Origin of the sequence: Streptomyces sp. NBC_00433, assembly GCA_036015235.1 — a bacterium.
GTDB lineage: Bacteria > Actinomycetota > Actinomycetes > Streptomycetales > Streptomycetaceae > Actinacidiphila.
The window spans coordinates 650,267-676,019 of record CP107926.1; the positions used below are offsets into that span (position 1 = coordinate 650,267).

At 73.9% G+C, this 25,753-nt stretch carries 9 protein-coding genes; 2 read left to right on the top strand and 7 right to left on the bottom strand.

The genetic code is table 11. The annotated features are described in order from the left end of the window. Positions 1–7: 7 nt before the first annotated feature. From OG900_02775 to OG900_02795, 5 genes are all read right to left on the bottom strand, one after another. The gene (locus OG900_02775) at positions 8–9,166 is read right to left on the bottom strand and encodes an SDR family NAD(P)-dependent oxidoreductase (GenBank protein ID WUH89159.1); all 9,159 of its coding nucleotides are present in this window, start codon (positions 9,164–9,166) and stop codon (positions 8–10) included. Between the two features lie 21 nt (positions 9,167–9,187). Beyond that, on the bottom strand, positions 9,188–15,700 hold the full coding sequence (locus OG900_02780) for an SDR family NAD(P)-dependent oxidoreductase (protein ID WUH89160.1): 6,513 nt from the start codon (positions 15,698–15,700) through the stop codon (positions 9,188–9,190). Between the two features lie 319 nt (positions 15,701–16,019). Further along, the gene (locus tag OG900_02785) at positions 16,020–17,303 is read right to left on the bottom strand and encodes a tryptophan 7-halogenase (GenBank protein ID WUH89161.1); all 1,284 of its coding nucleotides are present in this window, start codon (positions 17,301–17,303) and stop codon (positions 16,020–16,022) included. A 246-nt stretch (positions 17,304–17,549) separates the two neighbouring features. Continuing rightward, positions 17,550–19,343: an FAD-dependent monooxygenase gene (locus OG900_02790; protein WUH89162.1), complete on the bottom strand. Its 1,794-nt coding sequence runs from the start codon at positions 19,341–19,343 to the stop codon at positions 17,550–17,552. 133 nt (positions 19,344–19,476) lie between these two features. Further along, positions 19,477–19,893: a nuclear transport factor 2 family protein gene (locus OG900_02795; protein ID WUH89163.1), complete on the bottom strand. Its 417-nt coding sequence runs from the start codon at positions 19,891–19,893 to the stop codon at positions 19,477–19,479. Positions 19,894–20,122: 229 nt separating this feature from the next. Here OG900_02795 and OG900_02800 point away from each other — a divergent pair, with 229 nt between their 5' ends. Together OG900_02800 and OG900_02805 are read left to right on the top strand one after the other, a co-directional pair. Further along, positions 20,123–21,649 (top strand): MFS transporter, encoded by a 1,527-nt coding sequence (locus OG900_02800; GenBank protein WUH89164.1) that lies wholly within the window; start codon positions 20,123–20,125, stop codon positions 21,647–21,649. 70 nt (positions 21,650–21,719) lie between these two features. After that, positions 21,720–22,919, top strand: coding sequence for an MFS transporter (locus tag OG900_02805; protein WUH89165.1), 1,200 nt, complete (start codon positions 21,720–21,722; stop codon positions 22,917–22,919). Positions 22,920–23,006: 87 nt separating this feature from the next. On the opposite strand, the gene OG900_02810 is transcribed toward OG900_02805, so the two are convergent. Together OG900_02810 and OG900_02815 are read right to left on the bottom strand one after the other, a co-directional pair. Beyond that, positions 23,007–24,917, bottom strand: coding sequence for a multicopper oxidase family protein (locus tag OG900_02810; protein ID WUH89166.1), 1,911 nt, complete (start codon positions 24,915–24,917; stop codon positions 23,007–23,009). 188 nt (positions 24,918–25,105) lie between these two features. Then, positions 25,106–25,717: a hypothetical protein gene (locus tag OG900_02815; protein ID WUH89167.1), complete on the bottom strand. Its 612-nt coding sequence runs from the start codon at positions 25,715–25,717 to the stop codon at positions 25,106–25,108. Between the last annotated feature and the right edge of the window lie 36 nt (positions 25,718–25,753).

The following is a 25,753-nucleotide window of genomic DNA, read 5'->3' on the forward strand; positions in this document are numbered from 1 at the left end:
TCCCGCCTCATTTCTCTGTGGTCACATCTGCTTGCACGGCCCGCAGCAGCTCGTCGAAGGACAGTCCGGCGAGCTCCCCGTCCTCCTCGGCGGGGCTGTCGGGTGTGCCGGGGGCGTTCGTGTCCGCCGGTTCGGGGGTGGACGGCGGCGGACCGTACGGGGTCCTGGTACGGTCCGCCGCCAGGCTGCCGGCAAGGGCCCGGGGGGCGGGGGCGTCTGCCGGTGCCGGTTCTGGCGCCGCGGGGGCGGCGGGGGTGGATACGGCCTCCGTCGAGGGCTCCGTCGAGGGCTCCGGCGGGGGTGCCGTCGTCGGGGTCGGCGCGGGGGTCGGGAAGAGCAGGCCGAGGGTGTGGGCGGCGAGCCGCGCGACGGTCGGGTGGTCGAGCGCCACGGTGGCCGGCAGGTCGTGGCCGACGGCCTCGGACAGCCGGGTGCGCAGGTCGATGATCATGATCGAGTCGAGCCCGGCCTCGGCGAAGCCGAGGTCGTCGTCCGCGCCTGTGTCGGCGCCGACGGTCGTGTCGACCATGTCGCGCAGCTCCTTGCGCAGCCGCTCGTCCCTGGACTCGGCCGGCCGGCCGGCCAGGTCGGCGCGCAGCCAGCCGCGGTCGGGAGTGGCGGCCGCGGCCGCCCGGCGGGGGGTGGGCGCGGGGCGGCGCAGCAGGGTGCCGTCCAGCAGGGCGGCCCTCGATCCGCCGCCACGCTGCGCGTAGGCCGCCGCATAGGCCTCGGTGTCGAGGGCGACCGCGACCAGTCGCCGCGGGTCGCCGCCGAGCGCGGCCTTGAGCAGGTCCTCGGCCTCGGGGTCGGTGAGCGGGCGCAGGCCCTGCCGGGCCAGCGCGGCGCGTACGGCGGCGGAGTCGGCGAGTCCGCCGCCGCCCTCCGGGATCCACGGGCCCCAGTCGACGGTGGTCGCGGGGATGCCGTCGGCCCGCAGGCGGCGGGCGAGGCCGGCCAGGAAGCCGTTGGCGGCGGCGTAGTTGGCCTGGCCCGCGGAGCCGAGGACGGCGGAGGCCGACGAGAAGAGGACCAGGGCGTCGATGTCGTGCCCGGCCAGTGCCGCCGCCAGGTGCTCGGCGCCGGCGGCCTTGGCGGCGAAGACGGCGTCGAAGTCGTCGTCGGTGAGCTGGTCGAAGGCCCGGTCGGCGGTGGCGCCCGCCAGGTGCAGCACCGCGCGCAGCGGCGCGGCGGCGCTCGCGGCGGCGACCGCGGCGCGGCAGTCCGCCGGGTCGGTGACGTCACCGCGCACGACGTCGACCTGGACGCCGCGGGCGGTCAGTTCGGCGATGGCGGCCTGTGCCGCGGGGCCCGGCTCCGAGCGGCCCATCAGGGTGATCGCGGAGAAGCCGGCCCGCCCGAGCGCGGCGGCGGCGCTCAGCCCGAGCGCCCCGAGCCCCCCGGTGACCAGCGCGGCGCCACCGGTCGGCGGCGCCTCGCCGCCTTCGGCCGGTTCCGCGGCCAGCCGCGCCGCCCGTACGCCCTCGGCGCCGACGAGCAGCCGGGGCTCCGCGACGGCGGCGTCCAGCTCCCGGTCGAGCGCCCTGACCACCGCGCCCGGCTGCCAGTCGGGCCCGAGGCCGACGCGGAGCAGCATCCGTGCGGGCTGCTCGGCCTCGACGGACGCGAGCATCCCCCACAACGTCTCGGTGACCGGGGCCGGTTCGTCCCCGTCGGGGGCCAGCACGGCGTAGGGCAGGTCCCGCCCGGCGGCCCGGAGGCCCCGCGCGAGCGCACCGGCGGCTTCCAGGGCCGATCCGGCGAGCGGCGCGGACGCGTCGCGCCCGGTCCCCGCGGCGTCGTCGTAGGGCTCCTCCGCGAAGCGGGCGTCGACCAGCAGGTCGGTGCCCGCGGGCGGCGGGGAGTCGGGGTCGTGGGTGGTGACGTGGTGGCCGTAGGACTCCAGGGTGTCGCGCAGCGCACGGCCGGGCTTGGACTCGGCGCCGAGCAGGGCGATGCGGCGGGGGTGGGCGGTGGCGTCGCGGGCGGGGAGTGCGGGGGTCTCGTGCCACACGAGCCGGTAGGCGTGCGGGGTGCCGCCGCGCAGGGAGCGTTCGAGGACCGTGCGGGGGGCGCGGCGGAAGCGGAAGTCGTCGGCGGCGAGCACCGTGCGGCCCGTGTCGTCGAAGAGGTGCAGGTCGGCGGATTCGACCTGCATCAGGCCGTCGCCGTCGCGGGCGTGCCGGGTCGCGGTGATGTGGCCCCACAGGGTGCCGCCGGGGGTCGGGCGGCCGGGGAAGGAGACCCGGGCCAGGGCGAAGGGGATGGCCAGCGCGGCCTCCTCGGCGGGCTCGCCCTCCTCCGCGGTGCGGACCGCGAAGACCACGGCGCTCTGCAGCAGCGAGTCGAGCAGCCCGGGGTGGATCTCGTACGAGGCGGGGTCCTCGCGCGGGTCGGCCGGCTCGGCGTAGCGGATCAGGGCCTCGTCGCCGCGGATCCACACCTCGTCGATCCAGCGGAAGGACGGGCCGAGGTGGTAGCCGAGCGCCCGCAGGTGGCGGTAGAAGTCCGCGCCGGTGAGGCGGCGTTCGGCCGCGGCGGCGAAGGCCCGCGGCTCGGGGGCTTCCGCGCCCGCGGGGTCGGCCTGCGGGACGATCCTGGCGGACAGGTGCTGCTGCCATTCGTCGCGGTCGGCGTCGACGAGGCTGTGGACGCTGACCTGCCCGTTGCCCAACTCCTCGACGATCTGCAGCTCGTAGCGCTCGCCGTCGTGCAGGACCAGGGCCCGCGGGAAGTACAGGTCCGCCAACTCGACGGGGGCGCCGCCCTGTCCGAGTGCGGACAGCACGGTCGCGGTCTGCGAGGCGCCCGGCACCGACACGGTGCCGAACAGCCGGTGGTCGGTGAGGTGCGCCGGGTAGGCGGTGGTGCGCTCGGTGCGCCACACGCGGCCGCGCAGGCCGGGCGAGCGCAGTTCCGTGCCCCACGCGGGTCCGGCCGCGGCCGGCTCGGCGCCGGTGGCGGGGCCGGGCTCGGCGGAGGTCCAGTGCCGGGTGCGGGCGAAGGGGTAGCGCGGCGCGCTGTCGTCGTGTCCCGCGGCGGCGTGGATGTGCCGCCAGTCGAGGTCCTGCCCTGCCTCGTAGAGCACCTTGGCGGCGGCCAGCAGTCCGGCACGGTCGGCGGAACCGCGGCGCAGCGAGGGCGCGGCACCGCCGGGCGGGGCGAGGCCGGCGCCCTTGAGCATGTTGACCAGGGTCCGGTCGGGGCCGATCTCCAGGCAGACGTCGATGTCGAGTTCGCCGAGCTGCCGCAGCCCGTCGAGGAAGCGGACCGGGTTGCGGGCGTGCCGCCGCCAGTAGGCGGCGTCGTATTCGCCGGGCCGGGCAAGTCGCCCTGTGACGTTGGTGATCAGCGGGGTGTGCGGGTCGGCGAAGTCGAACGTGCCGAGCAGCGCGGAGAATTCGTCCATCGCGGGTTCGAGCAGCCGGGAGTGGAAGGCGTGCGAGACGGCGAGCCTGCGCGCCTTGACGCCGTCGGACTTGAGCCGGGCGGCGAGCGCGTCGACCGCTTCGGGGTCGCCGGAGACGACGGTGGCCTGCGGGCCGTTGAGCACGGCCACGTCGACTTCCAGGCCCTCGGTCCAGCCGCGGACGGCGTCCTCGGGTGCGGCGATCGCGAGCATCGCGCCGCGCCGGGTGCCCTGCATCAGCCGGGCCCGCTCGGTGATCAGCGCGAGCCCGGTGGCGCGGTCCATCACCCCGGCGTGCACGGCGGCGGATATCTCGCCGACGCTGTGGCCGAGCAGGACCGCGGGGCGCACGCCCCAGGACTCCCACAGCGCGGCGAGCGCGGTCTGCAGGGCGACCAGGGCGGGCTGGGTGACCCGGGTCTCGTTGATCGCGGTGCGATCGCCGCCGTAGAGGACCAGGTCGGTCAGCGAGGCGCCGAGGCCGGGCGCGACGGCCTGGTCACAGGCGTCGAAGACCTCGCGGAAGACCGGCTCGGTCTCGTACAGCTCCCGCCCCATGCCGAAGAACTGGCTGCCCTGCCCGGTGAAGAGGAAGGCGATCCGCGGGCCGCCGGCGCGGGTGTGCCCGACGGGCGCCCGCTCCTCCAGTGCCGCGAGCAGCTGCTCGCGGTCGCGGCCCGTGACGGCCCGCCGGTGGGGGAAGTGGCTGCGGCCCGCGGCCGCGGCGGCGACCAGGGCCGGCAGGTCCTCGTCGCGGCAGCCGGCCAGCCGGTCACGCCAGGCGTCGGTGAGCCGCTCGACGCCGTCGGCGTCGGGGGCGGACAGCGGCAGCAGGTGGTGCCGCGGGGGCTCGGGGCTGTTCTCGGACGCGCCGCCGGGGAGGGGGGGCGGCGGCGCGTCCGAGACGATGAGGTGGGCGTTGGTCCCGGTGAAGCCGAAACCGGAGACGCCCGCGACCCGCGGCCGGGAGCCGCGCGGCCAGGGGCGGGCGGTGTCGACCACCCGGACGTTCATGTCGGACCAGGGCACGTGCGGGTTGGGCCGGTCGAAGTGCAGGTCCGCGGGGATGGTGTCGTGCCGCAGCGCCAGCACGGTCTTGAAGACGGCGGCCATGCCGGCCGCGGTCTCGCAGTGGCCGATGTTGCTCTTGACCGAGCCGACGAGCAGCGGCTCGTCCGCCGCCCGCCCGGGGCCCAGCACCCGCCAGGCGGCGCCGACCTCGATGGGGTCGCCGATCGAGGTGCCGGTGCCGTGCGCCTCCAGGTACGACACCTCGGCGGGCGCGGTGTGCGCGTCGGCGAGGGCGGCGGTGATCATCGCCTCCTGGGCGACGCCGTTGGGGACGGTCAGCCCGGAGGAGGCGCCGTCCTGGTTGACGGCGCTGCCGCGGACCACCGCGAGCACCCGGTCGCCGTCGCGGCGGGCGTCGGAGAGCCGCTTGAGCACCAGCACACCGCAGCCCTCGGACCTGGCGAAGCCGTCCGCGTCGGCGGCGAAGGTGCGGCAGCGGCCGGTCGGCGACAGCATGTGCGCCTGGCTGACGGCGGTCCAGGACACCGGGTCGAGCAGGATGTTGACGCCGCCGGCCAGCGCGGTGTCGCTCTCGCCGGAGCGCAGCGACCGCACCGCGAGGTGCAGCGCCACCAGCGACGAGGAGCACGCGGTGTCGACGGCCATCGCGGGCCCGTTGAGGCCGAGGGTGTACGCGATCCGGCCGGCCGCGGCGTTCAGCGCGGTGCCGGTGCTGTAGTAGGCGTCGATGTGCGGGGTGCCACCGCGGGCCAGCAGCCGGGCGTAGTCGGCGTAGCCGATCGCGACGAAGACGCCGGTGCGGGTGCCGCGGAGCCGTCCCGGTGCGATGCCGCCGTCCTCCAGGGCGTGCCAGGCCGACTCCAGCAGCAGCCGCTGCTGCGGGTCGAGGTTGTCGGCCTCGCGGGCGGGGACGGAGAAGAAGGCCGAGTCGAAGCGGTCGACGTCGGTGAGGTAGCCGCCCTCCAGGGTGGTGATGCGGTCGGAGCCGAGTGTCGCCGCGTCCCAGCGGCCGTCCGGCGGGGCGGTGACGCCGTCGCGGCCCTCGCTGAGCAGCGTCCAGAAGTCCTCGACGCTCGGCGCCTGCGGGAAGCGGCCCGCCATGCCGACGATGGCGATCGGCTCATCGGCGTCCGCCGCCGCGGCGGGCCGCGGTTCCGCGGACACGGGTGCGGGTGCGGCCTGCGGGGCCGCGGCCGGGCGGCGTGCCGGGGCCGGCGCGGGGCCGCCCGCCAGCAGGTGTGCGGCCAGCGCGGCGACGGTGGGGTGGTCGAAGACGTCGGTGACCTGGACGGTCGTGCCGAAGGCGGCGCCGATCCTGACCGCGAGGTCCACGGCGGTGATCGAGTCCAGGCCCTGGTCGTAGAAGCCGACGTCGGGGCGCAGGTCCGCGGCGTCGGTGTGGCCGAGCTGCTCGGCGACCAGCCGGGCGACGTGGGCCTGGGCGGCGGCGGCGCGCTCGCGCTCGGGCAGCGCGGCCAACTCGGCGGCGACCGACGGCACATCGGGCTGTGCGGAGGCCGGCTCCGCGCCCGTGGCGAACAGTCCCCGGGGCCGCAGCACCGCCATGGTCGAGCGCAGCCGGTCGACGTCCAGCGGGCAGGCGATCAGCAGGCCGTCGGCGCCGGGCGCCGTACCGGTCAGCGCGGCGCGGCCCGCGGCCGCGTCGAGCGCTCCGATGCCCAACCGGGCTGAGCGCTCGCGCAGTTCGGCGTCGGCCATGCCCTGTCCTGCGAGGTCCCACGGCCCGAAGGCGATGCTCACCGCGGGCAGTCCGAGCGAGCGCCGGTGCGCGGCGACCGTGTCGAGCGCGCCGTTGGCGGCCGAGTAGGCGCCGTGGCCCTCGGTGCCCCACACCGCGGAGACCGAGGAGACCAGGACGAAGAAGTCCAGCGGCCAGGTACGCGAGGCCAGGTGCAGCCACCAGGCGCCCGACGCCTTCGCGGCGATCTCGGCGCGCATGCCGGCCGCGGTCAACTCGGCGGCGGGCGTGTGCCGTACGACGCCGGCCGCGTGCACCACACCCCTGACGGCGGGCATCCGGCTGAGCGCGGACAGCGCCGCGTCCAGGGCCTGCGGGGTGTCGCTGCCGCCACCGCGGTAGACCGCGTTGACGCCGGCCTGCTCCAGGCGGTCGAGGAAGCCGGCTGCCTCCGGGGCGAGTTCGGCCCGGTCCTTGCGGCCGATCAGCAGCAGGTGGCGGGCGCCGCGGCGGACGAGGGCGTCCACCAGTTCGCGGCCGACGGCGCCGAGCGCGCCGGTCACCACGTAGGTGGCGTCGGCGGCGACCTGCGGCGGCGCGGGCTGCTCGGCGGCGACGAGTCGCGCCGCGTGCACGACCCCGTCGCGTACGGCGGCCAGGTCCTCGGGCGGGCCCTGTGCGGTGCCCTGGTGGGCCAGGTGCCCGACCAGGGCGGCCAGGTCCGCGGCGGCGGCGGCGCCCGGCAGGTCGGCCACGCCCGCCCAGGCGTCGGGGAATTCCAGCCCGAGCACCGGCGCGAGGCCCTGCAACAGCCCGCCGGTGCCCGCCTGTACGGTCTCGCCCTCGGCGAGCCGGCGGGCGGCCGACGTCACCGCGGTCACCCTGCCCTGCCCCGTACGGGCGAGCGCGGCGACGGCCGCTGCGACCTCCGCGCACAGCCCGGCCCCGTCCTCGGCCGGATCGCACTGCCCGTCCTCGGGGAAGTCCACGGCACGCGGCACGAGCACCAACGCGGTGCCCGCGGCGGGCAGTCGCGCACCCCAGTAGGCGTCCCAGCCCTCGGCCCCGGCGGGCAGCGCACCGTACGCCCACCCGTCGGGCACCTCCACCGGCTCGGGCGCGAGCAGCGTCCCCCGCGCACCCGCATCGGCGGCGGCTCGGGCGAGCCGCCCGAGCAGCGCGGTGTCGTCCCCGGCGAGCACGAGCGCCCCGCCGGCCTCCGCGCCGCCCCAGCGCTCGGCCGCGAGGCCCGCGGCACGGGCCGGGAGCGGGGACCACTCCAGGCGGTGGGTGGCGGGGAGCGCGGGCGCGGCGGGGGCCGGCGCGGGGGCGGCGTAGTCGGGTGCGAAGCGGCGGCGCTGCCAGGTGTAGGTGGGCAGCGTGGCGACCGCGCGGGGCGGGTCGGGGAGGTCCGGGACGGCCGCGACCGGCTGCTCGCCGGCGGCGAGTCTCCGCAGCTGGGCGGCCGCGCTACGCGCGTCAGGCGCGGCGATCCAGCCGGTGGTCTCCATGCGCGTACGGCCCGTCGCGGCGGTGGCGGCGAAGGCCGGGTAGTCGGCGGCGGGCAGCGCGTCCAGGTGGTCGGCATAGCGGGCGGCCAGCGCCCGCAGGGCCTCGGGGGTGCGGGCGGAGACCGGGAAGCCGTCCGGGGCGGGCAGCGCCTGCGCCGACGGCCGGTCGGGGGCCGCACCGAGGACGACGTGCGCGTTGGTGCCGCTCATGCCGAAGGAGCTGATGCCCGCGTAGCGGCCGCCCTGCACGGGCCATTCCTGGAGCGCGGTCGGCACGGTGATGCCGGTCCCTGACAGGTCGATGCGCGGGTTGAGGTCGCGGAAGTGGACCGTCGGCGGGATCTTGCGCTCGCGCAGGCACAGCACGGCCTTCACCAGGCCCGCGACGCCCGCCGCCGACTCCAGGTGGCCCAGGTTGGTCTTGACCGCGCCGACCGGCAGCGGCGCCCCGCCGTTGCGGCGGCCCAGCGTCATCGCCAGGGCCTCCATCTCGATGGGGTCGCCCAGCGCGGTGCCGGTGCCGTGCGCCTCCACGAAGCCGATGTCGGCCGGCTCAAGCCCCGCCTCGGCGAGCGCCTGCTCGATGACCGCGGCCTGCGAGAGCACGTTGGGCGCGGTGAAGCCGCCGGAGCGGCCGTCCTGGTTGACGGCGGTGCCGCGGATCACCGCGTGCACCCGGTCGCCGTCCCGCTCTGCGTGGTCGAGCCGCTTGAGCACCAGGACGCCGCAGCCCTCGCCGCGGGTGAAGCCGCCGGCCCGCGCGTCGAAGGTGCGGCACAGCCCGTCGGGCGACATCGACCGCGTCTCCTGCACCAGCCGCATCGAGCGCGGCGACATCATCAGGTTGGCGCCCGCCGCGAAGGCGGTCTCGCACTCGCCGCGGCGCAGCGCCTGCACGGCCAGGTGCACAGAGACCAGCGAGGACGAGCACGCGGTGTCGACGGACAGCGCGGGCCCTGTCAGGCCGAGCGCGTACGCGATGCGCCCGGCGGCGAAGTTGTGGCCGTTGCCCGTGGTCCAGTACGCGTCGGGGTCGCCGGCCAGCCACTCGCGGTAGTCCTGCCACATGATGCCCAGGTAGAAGCCGCTGCGGCTGCCCTGCAGGCGGTCCGCGGGCAGCGCGGAGTCCTCCAGCGCCTCCCAGGCGACTTCGAGGAGCATGCGGTGCTGCGGGTCGAGGTGCCTGGCCTCACGCGGGCTGATGCCGAAGAAGGCCGCGTCGAAGTCCAGCACCTCGTCCAGGTAGCCGCCGCGCTGCGGCAGCCCGTCCCACTCGGCGCCGAAGGGGCCCTTGCGGTGCGCGGGCATCGGCCGTACGAGGTCGCGGCCCTCGGCGAGCGCCGCCCAGTAGCCGTCCAGGTCCTGGATGCCGCCGGGCAGCCGCAGGCCGATCCCGACGACGGCGACGGGCACGTTGCCCTCCTGCTCGTCGAGGCGCTGCCGGAGTGTGCGGATGGTGTCGAGCGCGCGGGTGAGCGGGGTCTGTTTGGCCGGCCCGCCGGTGCGGTTCTCTTCCATGTGTCCGTTCCTCGCTGTCGGTTACGACGTCGCGTCCGGTCGGGTGCCGTCCGTCGCGGGCAGTTGCCCGCACAGCGCGCCCGCCAGGGCGCGGGGAGTGCCGTAGGCCCACAGCAGTGTGGGAGAGAGCTTGAGGCCGAAGGCGGCCTCAAGCCGGTTGCGCAGTTCCAGGCTCATCAGCGAGTCCAGGCCCAGCGCCTTGAAGGGGGTGTCGGACTCGACCCTCGCCGGGTCCATCCGCATGATCCGGCCGGCCAGCTCCCTGACCTTGTCCTCGGCCGGTGCGAGCCGCGCCTCGGGAGCGTTGCGCAGCAGCCCTGCCAGGAACTCCCCGCCGGAGGAGGCGGAGTTGTCGCGGGACGCCGCGTACAGCTGCCGCCAGCTGCCGAGGGCGGCGGTGTCGGGATAGGCGTCGAACCACTGGCGCAGCTGGATCGGTACGTATCCGGTGACGGCGTCGCCGCGCTCCAGCATCCGCACGAGCGCGGGCCAGGCCTCGTCGGCCGGGAAGCCGCCCATGCCGCGCTCGGCCAGCCGGTCGCCGCGCTGCTCGTCCCTGGCTGCCAGGCCGATACCGGTGAACGGCCCCCACTGGACGCTGAGTCCGGGCCGCCCGCGGCGGCGCCTCGCCTGGGCGAGCGCGTCCATGAAGGCGTTGCCCGCGGCGTACGCGGCCTGGCCGGCATTGCCGACGAGGGCGGCGGCGGAGGAGAACAGCACGAACAGGTCCAGCGGGTCGCCCGCGGTCGCCGCGTCCAGGTTGGCCGCGCCCGCGACCTTCGGCGCCAGCACCTCGTCGAGCTGGGCGGACGTCAGATTGCGGATGGTGGAGTCGGCCAGCAGCCCCGCCGCGTGCACGACCCCGCGCAGCGGGAACGCCTCCTCGCGCAGCCCGCCCAACGCGGCCTCCAGCGCGGCGGCGTCGGCGACATCGCACGCGACGGTCTCCACCACGGCCCCGCCCGCCCGCATCTCCCCCACCTGCCCGACGGCCTCGGCCCTGGGCGCCGACCGCCCCATCAACACCAGCCGCCCGGCGCCCCGGTCGACCATGAAGCGGGCCAGCGACAACCCCAGCTCACCGAGGCCGCCGGTGATCAGATACGTCCCGTCGCCCCGGAACCGCCCCCCGGGCAGCGCGACCGCACTGACCGCGTCCACGGTGGAGGGACCGACGAGCACGGTGATGGCGGCTTCCTGCTCGCGCCGGGCGGTACTGACACCGACCGCGTCGCCGCGCGCGCCGACCGCCGTACCGGCGGATCCGTCCGCAGCGGCGTCCGCGCGGGAGGCGGCGGCCGCCGCGTCGACAACGGGCCCGCCTGCGGCGTCCGCAGGTCCCGCGCCGGCCGCGCCGACTGCCGTACCGGCACCGGATCCGGCCGCGACGGCGTCCACGCCGGACGCTTCGGCCGCCTCGCCGGTGGGCAAGGCGCTCGCGGACTCCGCGAAGGTGAGGGGCCTCACCGGCAGGGGCGGGAACTTGCCCGCCGCCACGAGCTTCCAGCCGGAGTCCAGTGCGCGGACGAAGCGGGACGGGGTGCGGGTCAGGAGGCCCGGGATGTCGACGGAGGCCAGGGTCAGGCTGCTGGGCAGCGGGGTCCTGGTCGGGGTGACCGGGCCGAGGACGACCAGCCGGCCGTCGGGGGCCAGGGCGGTGGCGCCGATGTCCGGGGCGGTGCCCGCGGGCAGGCCGATCATCAGGTCGACCCCGCGGCCCGCGGTCGCCGTGGCGACCTGGTCGGTCCAGGCCGGGTCCGTGGAGTCGAAGACGTCGGCGACACCCTGCTCGCGCAGCCGGCCGCGGATGTCCTCGGACGCGGCGGTGGCGAGGACGCGGGCCCCGAGCATGGTGGCGATACGGAGCGCCGCCTGCGCGGCCGCGTCGTCGGCGGTCACATGGATGAGTACGGACTCGCCCGTGTCCAGCCGCCCGAGGTGCGCGAGCGCGTAACCGGCGGTGGCCAGGGCGAGCGGGAGCGGCGCGGCGGCCACGTCGTCCAGCCCGGCCGCGAGCGGCCTGGCCAGCGCGGCGGGTACGGTCACGTGGCTCGCCGGGGTTCCGGTGCCGCAGGCGGCGACCCGATCGCCGACCGCGAAGCCGTCGGCTCCGGGCCCGGTGGCGGTCACCCGGCCGGCGCACGAGCCGGACAGCGCGGACGCCGTGACCTCGATCTCGATCTCGCCCTCCGCCGGGGCACGCCGGGTCAGCGGCAGCACCGGGGCGGCCGCGCCGGGGCTGAAGCGGAAGGGCTGGGGCGCGGTGTGCGCGGGCGGCAGCGTGTCGCCGCCCTCGCCGCGGCTGAGCCTGGCGGCGAACCGCCGCCCGCCGCGCAGGGCCGTCTGGTCCTCGCCGTCCTCCGCGGTGAGCAACGCGACGCATCCGGCTGCCTGTTCCTCGCCCGTGCCGTCGATGTCGACCAGCCGGGGCGTCAGTTCGGGGTGCTCGCGCCGCAGGACGCGCCCGAAGCCCCAGAAGAGCGCACCACCCGGGTCGGACAGGTCGCTGTCGACGGCGGGCTGGGCGCCCACGGTGACGATGGTCAGCGACGGCGGCGCGGCGCGGTCGGCGAGGGCGGGCACGAGCGCGACGAGTTCGTCCAACGCCGCGCGCTGCGCGCCCCGCCCCGCTTCTGCGGCGGGCACGGCGAAGACCACGGCGTCGGCGTCGCCCTCCTCGGCGATCCGCCCGCCGGCGGCAGCCAGCGCACCGGCGAGCGTACGGGCAAGCCCGGCGTCGCCGCGTACGGCCCAACTCCCGTCGGCGGCAGGGGCCGAGCCGCTACCGCCAGGTGCCGGACTCCCGGCAGCGACCGAGGCCGCGGCGTCAACCTGGCCCATTGCCGCGGCCGAACCGCCACCGCCAGCCGCCGGGCTCGCGCCCGCAGCCGTGCTGGCGGCGGCGTCCGTCGGTGAAGTCCCCACGCCGGCCGGTGCATCGGCGCCCCCGGCGACCTCCGTCCACTCCAGCCGGTGGAGGCGTTCCGCCTCCGCAGAGCCGGCGGTGTCGCCGACGTCCAGGGGGCGCAGTTCGACGCCCTCCATGGTCAGCAGCGGGGTGTGGTCGGGGGTGAAGAGGGTGACGTCGGCGAGGGTGTCGGGGCGGCGGACGGCGTGGGACCACACGGCGGTCACCGGGGTGGTGAGCGGGGCGTGGGTGAGGACGCGGTGGACCGCGGTGGGGACCAGGGCGGTGGCCGCGGGGGTGTCGTCGTAGAGGGCGAGGGCGACCTGGAGGGCGCTGTCCCACAGTGCGGGGTGCAGTGTGCCGGGGCGTACGCCGGACAGGAGCCGGTCGGCGAGGCGCACTTCGCCCAGCGCCTCGCGGCCGGGGGCGACGCGCAGGGACGTGATGCCCTGGAAGGCGGCGCCGTATTCGAGGCCGCGGGCGGCCCACGCCCGGTAGAAGTCGGCGGTGTCGACGTCGGCTGCGGCGTCCGGCGCCCACGCGGGGAAGGCCGGGGCCGGGGCGTCCGGCGCGGTCCCGAGCGCGCCGCGGGCCGTCGCGTTGGGCTGCCAGGTGGCGTCCTGGGCGAGGGACAGCAGGCGGAAGGTGCCGCCCGAGGTGATGTCCTCGCGCCAGCGGGCGGTGAGGCGGGTGAGGTCGTCGTCGGCGAGGGTGATGCCGCGGTCGAAGGTGATCTTCTCCAGCCGGGCCGGCAAGGCCCCCGTGCGGGTGCGGATCACGTCGAGGGCGATCGACAGCGTGGCGGCGGCGGGCAGCACTGCGGTGCCGTAGACGCGGTGGTCGCCGAGCCAGGGCTGGTCGGCCAGGGACAGTTCGAGCGCGGCCTGCCAGGTGTCGTCCTCGCCGGGGACGGCGGTGACGGGGACGTCGAAGCCGCGGGCGGCGCCCGCGCCGCCGCGCCGCTCCTGCGGCCAGTAGGGATCGGCCCGCAGCGGGTAGCCGGGCAGCGGCACCGCGGGGTCGGAGGGCAGCGTCGCGAAGGGTTCGAGGCCGCGGGTGTAGCCGCGGGCCAGGGCGAGGGCGAAGTGGCCGGTCGTGCCCTGGTCGCGCCGCAGGGTGGTCAGTACGGCCAGCGCCTCGGGCATCTCCGCGGCGATCTGCTCGACCGCGGGGGCCAGCACCGGGTGCGGGCTGATCTCGACGACGTGGGTGACGCCGTCGGCGAGCAGCGCGCCCATCGCGTCGGCGAAGAGCACCGGGCTGCGCAGGTTCTCCACCCAGTAGGCGGCGTCCATCTCGGGGCCGTCGAGGCCGGCCACCCGGACGGTGGACATCAGCTCGGTGGCGCCGGCCCGCGGCCTGACCGGTTCGAGCGCCGCGAGCAGGTCCTCGCGCAGCGGGTCCATCTGCGGGCTGTGCGAGGCGTAGTCGACGTTGACGAGCCTGCAGTAGGTGCCGTCGGCCTCCAGCAGCTCCTTGAGCACCAGGACCGAGTCCTCCTCGCCGGACAGCACGCAGGAGGTGGGGCCGTTGTGCACCGCCAGCGAGACGCTGTCCTCGAAGCCTTCGAGCGCGGCGAGGGCGCCCTCGCGGTCCAGGTCGACGGCGAGCATCCTGCCCTGTCCCGAGGTGCGCCGGGCGATGGCGCTGCGCCGGGCCATGACCAGGGCGGCGTCCTCGTAGGAGAGGATGCCGGCGACGGTGGCCGCGGTGATCTCGCCCTGGCTGTGGCCCAGGACGACGTCGGGTTCGACGCCGGCCGCGCGCCACAGTTCCGCCAGGCCCAGCGACATCGCCCACAAGGTGGGCTGCAGCATGTCGATGCGGGTGGTCCACTCGTCGCCGGCCCGGCCGGCGAAGATGTCCAGCAGGTCCCAGTCGCAGTGCGGGCGCAGCGCCTCGGCGCAGCGGGCGACGACGTCGGCGAACAGCGGGCTGTCGCGGTGCAGGGCCAGGCCCATGTCGCGCCACTGGGAGCCCTGTCCGGGGAAGACGAAGGCGACCCGCCGCCTGGGCACGGCCCGGCCGAGGACGACGCCCGGCACGTCGGGGTCGGTGTCGGTGTCGGTGAGCCCGGCGACGGCCCGCAGGCCGGCGGCCAGTTCCTCGCGGCCGGCGGCCACGACCGCGGCCCTGACCGGGAAGTGGTCGCGCCGCCTGCCCAGGGCGCCCGCGGTGGCGGCGAGGCCGGCGGCGTCCTGCGGCAGGACGCCGAGGAGGTCGCGGGCGCGCAGCGCGAGCACCGGGCGCTCCTTGGCCGACAGCGGCAGGACGACGGGCAGCCCCGTGCCGGGCGCGGCGGGACTGCGTACCGGCAGGGCGGGCGCGAAGGTCTGCGGCGGCGAGGTGAGCACGACGTGCGCGTTGGTGCCGCCCCAGCCGAAGGAGTTGACGCCGACGGTGACCGGGCCGTCCGCGGGCAGTGCGACGGCCTCGCGGGCCACCCGCAGGCCCAGCTCGTCGAAGGGGATCGCCGGGTTCAGCTCCTCGGCGTGCAGGCTCGGCGGCACGGTGCGGTGCCGCAGCGACAGCAGCAGCTTGAAAAGGCCCGCCATGCCGGCGCAGGCCTCCAGGTGGCCGATGTTGGTCTTGATCGAGCCGATGTGCAGCGGGTCGTCGCCGTCGCGCTTGCCGCCGAGGATCTCGCCGATGGCGGTGGCCTCGATCGGGTCGCCGCGGCCGGTGCCGGTGCCGTGCGCCTCGATGTACGAGGGGACGCCTACCGGGTGGTCGGCGGCCAGGTAGGCGCGGGTGAGCAGGTCGCGCTGGCCGGCCGGGCTGGGGGTGACCAGGCTGTCGCCGCCGCCGTCGTTGTTGACGACGGTCCTGGCGACGACGGCGTGAACGCGGTCGCCGTCGGCGAGGGCGCGGGCGAGTGTCTTGACGTAGAGCGCGGCGATGCCTTCGCCGCGGACGAAGCCGTTGGCGTGCTTCGAGAACGCCTTGGAGCGTCCGTCGGGCGACAGCCCGCCGAAGTGGGTGAGGCCCACGGTGACGTGGGGGTCCATCATGAGGTTGACGCCGCCGACGATCGCCGCGTCGACGTCGCCCTGCCGCAGTGCCTGGGCGGCCAGGTGCAGGGCGACCAGGGAGGACGAGCAGCCGGTCTCGACCGTGAGGCTGGGGCCGCGCAGTTGCAGGAAGTACGACAGGCGGGCGGCGATCACGTCGAGGGCGTTGCCGACCAGGCTGTGCGGGGTGGGGCGGGCGCCGCGGTTGATGCGCAGCAGCTCGTAGTCGTGCCAGGAGGCGCCGACGTAGACGCCGGTGCGGGTGCCGGCCAGGTCGCTCGCGCGCTGCCCGGCGTCCTCCATGGCCCGCCAGCCGACCTCCAGCATGAGCCGCTGCTGCGGGTCGATGGCCGCCGCTTCGCGGGGCGAGACGCCGAAGAAGGCCGCGTCGAAGTTCTCGACGCCGTCGACGAAGCCGCCGACCGCCTGGATGTCCTTGTCCGGGTCGAGCGGGCGGCCGGTGTCCCAGCGCTGCGCGGGGACCGGGACGATCGCCTCGCGGGACTCCATGAGCAGGGTCCACAGGCTCTCGGTGTCGGGGGCGCCGGGGAATCGTCCGGCCATGCCGACGATGGCGATCAGGTCTTCCGGATCGTACGCAGTATCCGCGTGCATGGGCAGCCTTTTCGTCGTGCCCGGAAATGACCGGGCGGTCGTCAACAGCCACGTGGAATTCAAGCGCGCCCGGAGAAACGGCGCCCGCCACTACCCTACGGAGAACACTTCCGTCCCTAAAACCCCTGAATCCGATACAGCAATTTCCCGGGGACAACCCCTACGATGCGCTAGGGGTGAATCGCGGACAGATCCGCCTTGTTTCCCACTGATTGCATTTCGGGTGCACCGGCGAACAGCCGTAATTCCACAGCCCGTCCGCACGGGCATGGATGCGGACGCGCTGTGGAAGTCGGCGTGCTCGCGCCGCCGGGCCGGGTCAGGCCGAGGCCGCGGTCTCCTTGTCGGCTTCCGCACCCGCGATCAGGTCGTCCATGCGGAGGTTGAGCATCGGGTGCTTGCCGCTGAGCCCGGAGATGAGCTGCACGAAGTTGGCGTTCGGGGTCCGCTCGTGGTCGGGGTCGACCATCTCGGAGGCCAGGCTGTAGTAGAACTCCTTGTACCTGGTGCGGTCGTAGAACCGCTCCACGAACGTCCTGATCTCATCGAAGAAGCCCCGGTAGGACGTGGCGTAGCGCTCCAGCGCCGCGGCCTCGATCTGCGGGTGCTTGATGATCTCGTCGACGATCTTCGCCAGCGTGCTGCCCGCCAGGGTGGCCAGCGCCACGCCGGTGGAGAACAGCGGGTCGACGAAGGCCGCGGAGTCGCCCACGCACACCCAGCCGTTGCCGTGGAACTGGGTGCTGGTGTACGACCAGTCCCGGGCCGAGCGCCAGCCGGCCGCCTGGTTGGCGGGTGCCAGCATCTTCTTGAGCTTGGTGGACTTCTCCATCTCGGTCATGAAGAGGTCGGGCAGCTTCTCGTCGGACTGGCCGGCCAGCGAGGACCGGGTCACGTAGCCGACGCTGATGGTGCCCTTGTCCAGCGGGATCGCCCAGAACCAGCCGTCGTCCAGGCCCTCGATGAGGATGTTGGTGTACTCGTCGCCCGCCAGCCGCTCGCAGTTGTCGAAGTACGTCCACACCGCGACGTTCCGCAGCTCCTCGTGCCAGGTGACGTCGGCGTAGCGGCGGCTGAGCAGCCGCGACTGGCCGGAGGCGTCGACCACCAGCTTGGCCTTGGCCTCGTAGGGGCGGTCGGCGCCGCGCAGGGTGTAGCGCACCCCGGTGACCCGGCCGTCCTCCTCGATGGGCTCCTTGACCGTGGCGTCCTCGATGATGAAGACACCCAGCTCACGGGCCCGGTCCAGGATCAGCGAGTCCATGTCGGCACGCCGGGTGTGGAAGGCGTGGGTGTAGGCGGTGCCCTCCACGAAGGAGAAGTTCCACGGCACCTGCGCGTTGCCCCAGACCAGGGTGCCGCCGTTCTTGCGCTCGAAGCCGCGCTCGTCCATGCGCTGGGTGATTCCCATTTCCTCCATGGGACGCATGAACGCGGGGATGAGCGATTCCCCGACGTGATACCTGGGGAAACGCTCGCGGTCGAGCACGAGCACCCGGTGGCCGCGCTTTGCGAGCAGCCCACCCGTCGTCGCTCCCGCCGGCCCGCCGCCGATCACGATGACATCGTATTCTTCCGGTACCCCGTAGGGATTGGGTCGCATGCGAAGACCTTCCGCTAGTCCGATCCGGTCGCGGTCCTTCTGCCGCGGTGCGGCATATCGACATGTGGTCGGTTGCACTCATCAACCGCGCTTGCCGCCATTATTCTCGGCGCGGTCTGAGGGATTTCTATATACATTCTGGAACCGCCTGGGACGCGGCGGACCCGCGTCGGCGGAGGCCTCGGGGCGCCAGGGGCCGGGGGTCCGGGCAGGGCCGGCCGCGGACCGGGCTGCCCGGTGGGCAGGTCAGCGCCGGCCCCTGAGCCCCCGCCATGTCCTGCGCATCTTGCGCACGCGGGTGTCGGCGATGTCGTACGCGGTGCCCGCGCCGACCAGGGCGAGCAGCAGGGTGCCGGACACGGCCATCAGCGGCGGCCGGTATTCGTTGCCCTTGACATAGGTGAACTCCGGCTCGTCCTTGGGCCGCAGCGTCAGGTCGGCCTTGGGCAGCCGGTTGAGGTAGGGCAGCCGCCACAGGCCGGGCAGGGCCGCGTAGGCGCGCATCGCGGCCTTGGTGGCGGGCAGTTCCTCGCCGTTCTCCAGCCGCCAGACGGCCCGCTCCTCAAGGCCGCGGTGCCAGTTCTCCACGATGGTCGCCACCCGCTGCGGGTCGATCCTGTGCCAGGGGGCGGACTGCGACAGGTACAGCCGCCGTCCGAGGCCCTGCCGCAGGTGCCGCTGCTCGTCCTGCTCGGCGCTGGTGCGCCCCTCGGTCTCGATCAGCCAGCGGGTGGCCCGGAAGCGGCCCAGCATCGCGGCGCCGAAGATCGTCAGGTCCAGCAGGTGGTCGAGGATGAAGAAGCGGCTGTCGGCGATGGCCGGGCTGTACTTGGAGTGGACCATCGAGCGCATGATCCGCCAGTCGGCGGTCAGCGAGTTGTTGACGTGGTCGATGTAGCCGGTGTCGAGCCGGCTGTCCTGCACGTCGCTCTGGGCGATGTTGGCGATGTGCCAGGAGCCGACCATCGACAGGGAGATGCCCTGGCTGTAGTAGGCGTCGATGATCGAGGAGGCGTCGCCGACCATGGCGTAGCGGCGGTCGGACACGAAGGTGTCGGTGATGTGCTGGACGTCCTTGTACGCGCTGAACTCCAGCACGTCGTCCTCGTTCAGCCAGTCGAGCACCGGGTAGCGCCGCAGGATCTTCCAGAACACGTCCCGGGCGTTGCCGTCCTCCGGGGGCCGGCCGCGGTGGTAGGTGACGCCCACGCTGACCCGGTCGCCGGCCAGCCGGATGATCCAGATCCAGTAATTGTCGCCCCACAGGTGCAGGGTGTTGCGCTCGCGGCGGGCCACGACGCCGTCGGGGAAGTGGTATTCCCAGCGGTCGTCGAACAGGTCGTCGGTGCAGTTGGCGAACTGCGCCCAGGCGGCGGTGGTGCTGAACTCGTCGCGCAGCGGCTTGTCGTGGCCGAACTTCTTGGCCAGGAAGCGGGCGCGCCCCGAGCAGTCGACCATCCAGCGGGCGGCGATCTCGCCGCTCTCGCCGCGGTCCCGCGACGACCAGGTGAGCAGGTGGTCGCCGTCGCCCGCGCCGAGTTCGACGTCGCGCACCAGGCCGCGGTCGAGGAAGGTGACGCCCTCGGTGTTACGGGCCCGCTCGCGCAGTACGGCCTCGATCTCCGGCCGGACGATCTGCGAGTCCTGGAACATCACCCGGGCGAACTTCGGGTCGTAGTAGTTGTCGAGCCAGCGCTGCGGGAGTTCGCTCTCGAAACCCCATTCGGAGACGCTGTCGTCGAAACTCGTACGGCCTTCCATGCCGTACGCCATCCAGAAGCCGTCCTTCTGGAAGGAGTTGTTCAGTTCTTCGTCGATCTCGCCGAGAACCCGCAGAAACGCATTGGAGTAGATGAGCAGCGACTCGCCGACCTTGTAGCTCGCGAGCTGCTTCTCGGAGGGCTGGTCGACGCAGACGACGGACAGTCCGCGTTTCGCCATCGCGATGGTGTTGATCAGCCCGACTACCCCGGAACCGATCACGCACACATCGGCGCGGATGCGTTCCTGCGGCTCGGTCGCCTTTCGTTGTGCAGCCAACAGGCCCTCCTCAGATAGGTCCGTGTGCCGATGCTAGGCACCCGGTCACCGGGCTGCGACTTCCGCATTGCTCTGGTTTTCTCCGCGCGCTTCCGCGGAGAAAACCAGAAGCCTTCGAACAAGGGGAAAAGGGTCAGCCGGCGGCCGGCACCGAGTCCGGTGCGTAGGCCCTGACGATTCCGACGGTGTCGGAGATTCCGGAGCCCTTCACGACCTTTCCGTCGCGGAACAGCCAGAAGTGCACGAAGCGCACATTGAACTCGCCGCCGGAGGCGCGGAAGCGGCCGGTCCAGTCGCCGATCGCGGCGGCCCACTCGCCGTCCACGCGGACCTCGTCGACCGTGAAGCCGGTGTCCTCCAGGTATTCCAGCGCGCTGGTGAAGTAGGCCACAGCGCCCTCGATGCCGCTGTAGCTGCCCTTGGACCAGGGCAGCGAGGGCGGGGTCTCGATCTCCACCGAGGGGTCGAACAGCGCCACGATCGCCTCGACGTCGGCCTTGGCGAGCCCGTCGTAGAGCTTGCCGACCAGCTCCTTGATCTGCTCCGACATGGTGATCCTTCCGGCGGGTGCTGCCGTGCCGGGGTGGTCCGGGGCACGGGACTTCGAGTCTCGCCCGGTGCGGTGGCGCGATCATCGCCACGATTGCTCAATTTTTGACGGGAGTTGGCCGACACAACTGGCGCCCGGTACGGGGCGGGTGTCAGGCTGGCAGTGATCTGTTCCGTCCGGAATCGCCGGACCACATCTGGGAGCTGTCTTGACTACGGATCAGTTATCCGTGCCTTCGACCAGGGGCGCCGCCCGCCGGGCCGGGCGCCCCGGTATCGCGCTCGCGGTGATCGTGACCTGCCAGCTGATGGTGGTTCTCGATTCAACGATTGTGAACATCGCCAACCCGCACATCAAGGACGCGCTGAACTTCTCCACCTCGGGCCTTTCGTGGGTGATCAACGCCTACACCCTGACCTTCGGCGGACTGCTGCTGCTCGGCGGCAGGGCGGGTGACATCCTCGGCCGGCGGCAGGTCTTCGTCGCCGGAATCTCGCTGTTCACCGTCGCCTCGCTGGCGGCCGGACTCGCCCAGGAGCCCTGGCAGCTGCTCGCCGCCCGGGCCGTCCAGGGCATCGGCGGCGCCGTCGCCTCGACCACCTCGCTGGCGCTGATCACCACCACCTTCCCCGAAGGCCCGGCGCGCACCAAGGCCTTCGGCGTCTACGCGGCGGTGTCCGGCGGCGGCGGCGCGATCGGCCTGCTGGCCGGCGGTGTGCTGGTGCAGTGGCTGAACTGGCGCTGGATCTTCTTCGTCAACCTGCCGATCGGCCTGGCGGTGGCGCTGCTCGCCCCGCTCTACATCGACGAGTCGCCCCGCCGTCCCAGCAGATTCGACCTGGTCGGCGCGCTCACCTCGACCCTGGGCATGTCCTCGCTGGTCTACGGCTTCATCCGGGCCTCCGACGACGGCTGGCGGGACGGCTGGACGATCGGCGCCTTCGTCGCCGCCGTCGTCCTGCTCGCGCTGTTCGTGGTGCAGGAGCGCAGGACCAGCGACCCCATCACCCCGCTGATGCTCTTCGCCGACCGCAACAGGGCCGGCAGTTACGCGATCATGCTGGCGCTCGGCGGCTGCCTGCTCGGCCTGATCTTCTTCCTGGTGATCTACGTGCAGAACGTGCTGGGCTACAGCGCGATCAAGACCGGTATCGGCTTCCTGCCGGTGACCGGCGCGATCGGGGTGGCGGCGACGCTGGCCCAGAAGCTGCTCCCCCGGTTCGGCCCGAAGCCCTTCCTCATCGTGGGCACCGCCGTCACCACCGTGTCGATGGTGTGGTTCACCCAGATCGCGCCGGACAGCAGCTACGTCACCGGCGTGATGGGGCCGATGATCGTCTTCGGCCTCGGCCTCGGCCTGACCTTCGTCACCCTCACCCTGACCGCGGTCTCCGGTATCGCACAGCAGCAGGCCGGCGCAGCCTCCGGGCTGCTCAACGCGATGCAGGGGGTGGGCGGCGCGCTCGGCCTGTCCATCCTGGTCACCGTCTTCGGCTCGGCCAGCCGCAGCGAGGGCAAGAAGCAGGTGGCCGACTTCATGGCCAACGGCACGCCGCAGCAGAAGGCCGACTTCGCCAAGTCCGGGAATCTGCCGGCGAAATGGGCGGACGCGGTGCTCACCCACGGCGTCACCACCGCCTATCTGGCGGGCGTGGTGGTCATCGGTGTCGCCTTCCTGATCTCGCTGTTCGTGATCAAGATGCGCAAGAGCGACCTGGCCGCGCTGAGCGGCGACGGCATGCCCGCGGGGCTCTGACCCCCGGGAATCGGGCGGGCGAGCAATTCAGGAGTGGAGGACAGGGCGCCGCGAGGCCAGCCTGACACTCATGACCACCGACTCGGTAGAGAAAGCAGCAGCACCGGCCAAGGCGACGCCGCGGGTTCTGGTGCCGCTGCTCGCCGGGGGCATGGGTCTTTCGATGTTCATCCTCTACACCATCGGCTCGCTCGCCCCGTTCGTCATCGCCGACCTGCACATCACCAAGTCCCAACTGGGCTACCTGACGTCCGCGGCCTTCGGCACCGCGACCGTGCTGTCGCTCTTCGCCGGGCACTTCACCGACACCGTCGGCGCCCGCCGGGCCTTCATCCTGCTCTCCGGGCTGATAGCGGCGGACTTCGCGCTGGTCGCGGCCGGGCACACCTACTGGCTGCTGCTGGTCGCGGTGCTGATCGCCGGGATACCGCAGTCGCTGTCCAACCCCTCGACCAACAAGCTGATCGCCGCCCATGTGCCGCCCGACAAGCGGGCGTTCGCGATCGGCGTCAAGCAGTCCGGGGTTCCGCTCGCGGCGCTCATCGCGGGCCTGGTGCTGCCGAGCCTGGCCCGCGCGACCTCCTGGCGCACCGCGGTGCTGCTGGTGGTGCCCATCGCCGCGGCCGCCTCGATCGCGGCCGTCGCGCTGCCCCACGACCGCTCGGGCCCGCCCGCGAAGGCGTTCGCGCTGCCGGCCCCGCCCAACCGCGCCACGCAGTGGCTGATGGGCTACTCGCTCTTCATCGGCGCCGGACTCGCCTCGCTCAACACCTATCTCGCGCTCTACGCGCATCAGCGGCTGGGCCTGGGCAGCACCGAGGCCGGCGCGCTGATCTCGGCCATCGGCGTCTCCGGGGTCGCCTCCCGGCTGCTGTGGTCGCGCTACGCGAACCGGATGACCGACATCCCCAAGTCGCTGCTGGTGCTCGCGGTGGCCGCGATCGCCTTCGCCGCGCTGATCCCGGCGTCCACCAGCGGCCACTGGCTGATCTGGCTGGGCGCGGTGGGCCTCGGCGGCTCGGCGGCGGCCGCCAACGCGGTGACCATGGTGGCGGTGACCCAGGGCAGCGGCTTCGGGCGCACCGGGCACGCCTCGGGCCTGGTGTCGATGGGCTTCTTCGCCGGCTACGTCGTCGGCCCGACCACCTTCGGGCTGCTGTCGGACGGCCGGGGCGGCTACCAGGCCGGCTGGTGGCTGGTGGCCGCCGAATTCGCCGTCGCGGTGGTCGCGGTGTGGATCGGCCGGCGGTCCATCAGGTCCTGCGCCTGATACGCGGCTCCCCGCCGCGGATACGTCTCCGCCCGCCGGTTGCGACTGATACGCGCCGGCGGGCGGAGTCACGAGGGGTGCGGGCGGTCAGTCGCCGTGCATGCCCGCCATGTCGAAGGGCTCGGTTATCCCCTCGTAGGCCAGGTTCAGCGACATGCCCTTCGAGGCGTGCACCAGGTTGTGGCAGTGCACCATCCACAGCCCGGGGTTGTCGGCGGTGAAGGCCACCTTCCACACCTCGCCGGGCTTGACGTCGAAGGTGTCGAGCTTGAGGGGGCTGCCGGTCACCGGGTCGCCGTTCCTGGACAGCACGTAGACCGAGTGGCCGTGCAGATGCCACGGGTGGGTGGCCAGGCTGCGGTTGACCACCGTCATCTCGACCAGGTCGCCCTTGCGCACCACCAGGGTCGGCACGTCGGGGAAGGCGTGGCCGTTGACCGTCCAGTCGCGGCCCTTGGTCCGGCCGGACAGCGACAGGCCCTGGTCCAGGACCAGGGTGAAGCGCCGGTCGAAGTCGCTTTTGGCGGTGACCGGTTGGGCGGCGGGCCTGCCGTACGCGGTCAGGTCCAGGTCCGGCCAGGTGGTGGTGTCGGGCGGCGCCGCCGCCTTGCCGCCGCCGGGCACGAGCCGCAGGCCGCCGGTCTTGTCGTCGTCGGCGAGCAGTGCCACCGAACCCTTGGGCATGGTCAGTTGGAGGTCGTAGCGGCCCCCTGCGGCCAGGCTCAGCGCGGTCCTGGTCAGTGTGCCCGGCGTGTTGAGGTCGTTGCCGTCCGCCGCGACGAGCTTGTAGGGGGCGCCGGCGAGGGTGAAGCGGTGCGTGACGTTGTCGGTGTTGATCACCCGCAGCCGCACCGGGCTGCCGGGCGCGGCCGACCGCGTGTCGACGCCGTCGCGGTCGCCGATCACGGCGGTGCCGTCGAAGGTGTGGAAGGGCAGCGTGAGGTCGGTCGGCGCGGCCTTCGCCTGCCGCGGGGCGACCACCAGCGAGCCGTAAAGGCCCTTCTGCACACCCTGGTTGGAGTCCTGGTGGGTGTGGTACCAGTACGTGCCGACCTGGTCGGCGAGGAAGCGGTAGACGAAGGAGTGCCCGGGGGTGACGGCTTCCTGCGTCAGGCCGGCGGCGCCGTCCTCGGCGGCCGGGACGTCGTAGCCGTGCCAGTGGATGGAGACTCCCGTCGCGATGTCGACATTGTGCAGCGTGACCTCGACCAGGTCGCCCTGCACCGCCGTGACCGGCGGCCCCGGCACCTTGCCGTCGAAGGTCCAGGCGGCGACCCGCTTGCCCGAGGCGAGGGTGACGGTCGCGGTGCGCGCGTCCAGGGTGTAGCGCCGGACGGTGCCGCCGGGCCGGGGGGAGGCCGGCCCGGTGAGGGACGCCACCGACACGCCCTTGGCGGCCGGGTAGGCGACCGCGGGCCCGCCGCCCGCGTCGGTCTTCGGGGTGCCCGCGAAGGTGGTCAGCACTCCGACCAGGCCGACCACGACGGCTGTCCCCCCGGCGCTGAGCATGACGCCGCGCGGTCTGCTGTCCAGCAGCCGCCAGGTCACCACCACCGCCAGTGCGACGACCGCGACCGTGACCAGGGCGACCGCCGTCGTGGTGGGGTAGCCGAGGAGCAGGGTGACGACCAGGCTCGCGGCGGCCGCGTATCCGGCGGCGAACAGCGGTACGGAGACCGCCGTGGTGTCGCCGTCGAGTGCGGTGCGCGCCCTGGCGGCCCGGGTCAGCCGGGGTGCGCTCAGCACGGCGGCGGCCACGGCGGTCACGCACTGGAGCGGCAGTTCCAGTACGGCCTTCTCCTGCACGAACCACCAGCCGCCGCTGGCGCCGAGCACCACGGTCAGGCCGACGCGTGCGACGGTCAGCAGCAGGCCGAGCGCGGTGAGCGCGGCAGCCGGCAGGGAGAGGCGGGAGGCCGCGGTGGTCCCGGCCGCCAGCCAGGCCGCCGCGGTGAGCACGACGGCGACGAGGTCGAAGGTGATCAGGTTAGCGGTCACTGAGAGTGTCCCGTTCCTGTCTCGCGGTGCGGGTGGATGGGTCGGAGTACGGGTGGACGGGGTCGGAGTGCGGGAAAAGCGGCAGGGCCCGAACATGCCGCAGTCCGCAACCCGCCTGCAGGCGGGTTGCGGACGGAGTGCGACCGACGAGTCAGGGGGTCGTCGGCCGCAGGCCGGGACCCGCCGGACTAGCCGTGGTGGTGGTTCCTGATGGCGGGCGGGGTGGTGTACCAGTCCTCCACAGCATCCTCGGTGGCCACCGTCGCGCGCAGGACGCCGTGGAATTCCTCGCTCTCGATGCCCGTGGACAGCGCGAAACGCTCTGCCGCGTGGCTGGATACGATCACCGAGTAGGTGCCGGAGACCGCGGTGGCGTCGTAGCTCAGCAGCAGCAGGAAGTTGTTGCCGCTGTCCTCGTCGGTGATCGGCACGCGCAGCGCCGGGGTGAGCTGGGTGACGTGCAGCTGCGGGTCGATCAGCGTGACCGTGGGCAGCTGGGCCGTGGTCAGGGTGTTCTCGGGCGCCTCGTCCGGGATCACCAGGGCGATGCTGACCTCCTGGCCTGCGGTGAAGTGCAGCTGGGCGGACCGCACTTCGCCCGCCTTGCTCACCGATCCGTACAGACCCATCGGGTCGGTGCCGTCGACCACCAGGGGCGCCACCCACGGCAGCTGGTCCTGGGCGGTGAGGATGACCGGGGTGTGGGCCGCGGCCGGCAGGGCCATGGCGACGACGGACGCCATGGCGGTCGCGGCGACGACGGCGGCGCTGCGGGCGGACACGAACTTGGGCGTGTTCATCGGACCTCGAATCTCGCGAGTGGGACGGGGAAGGGT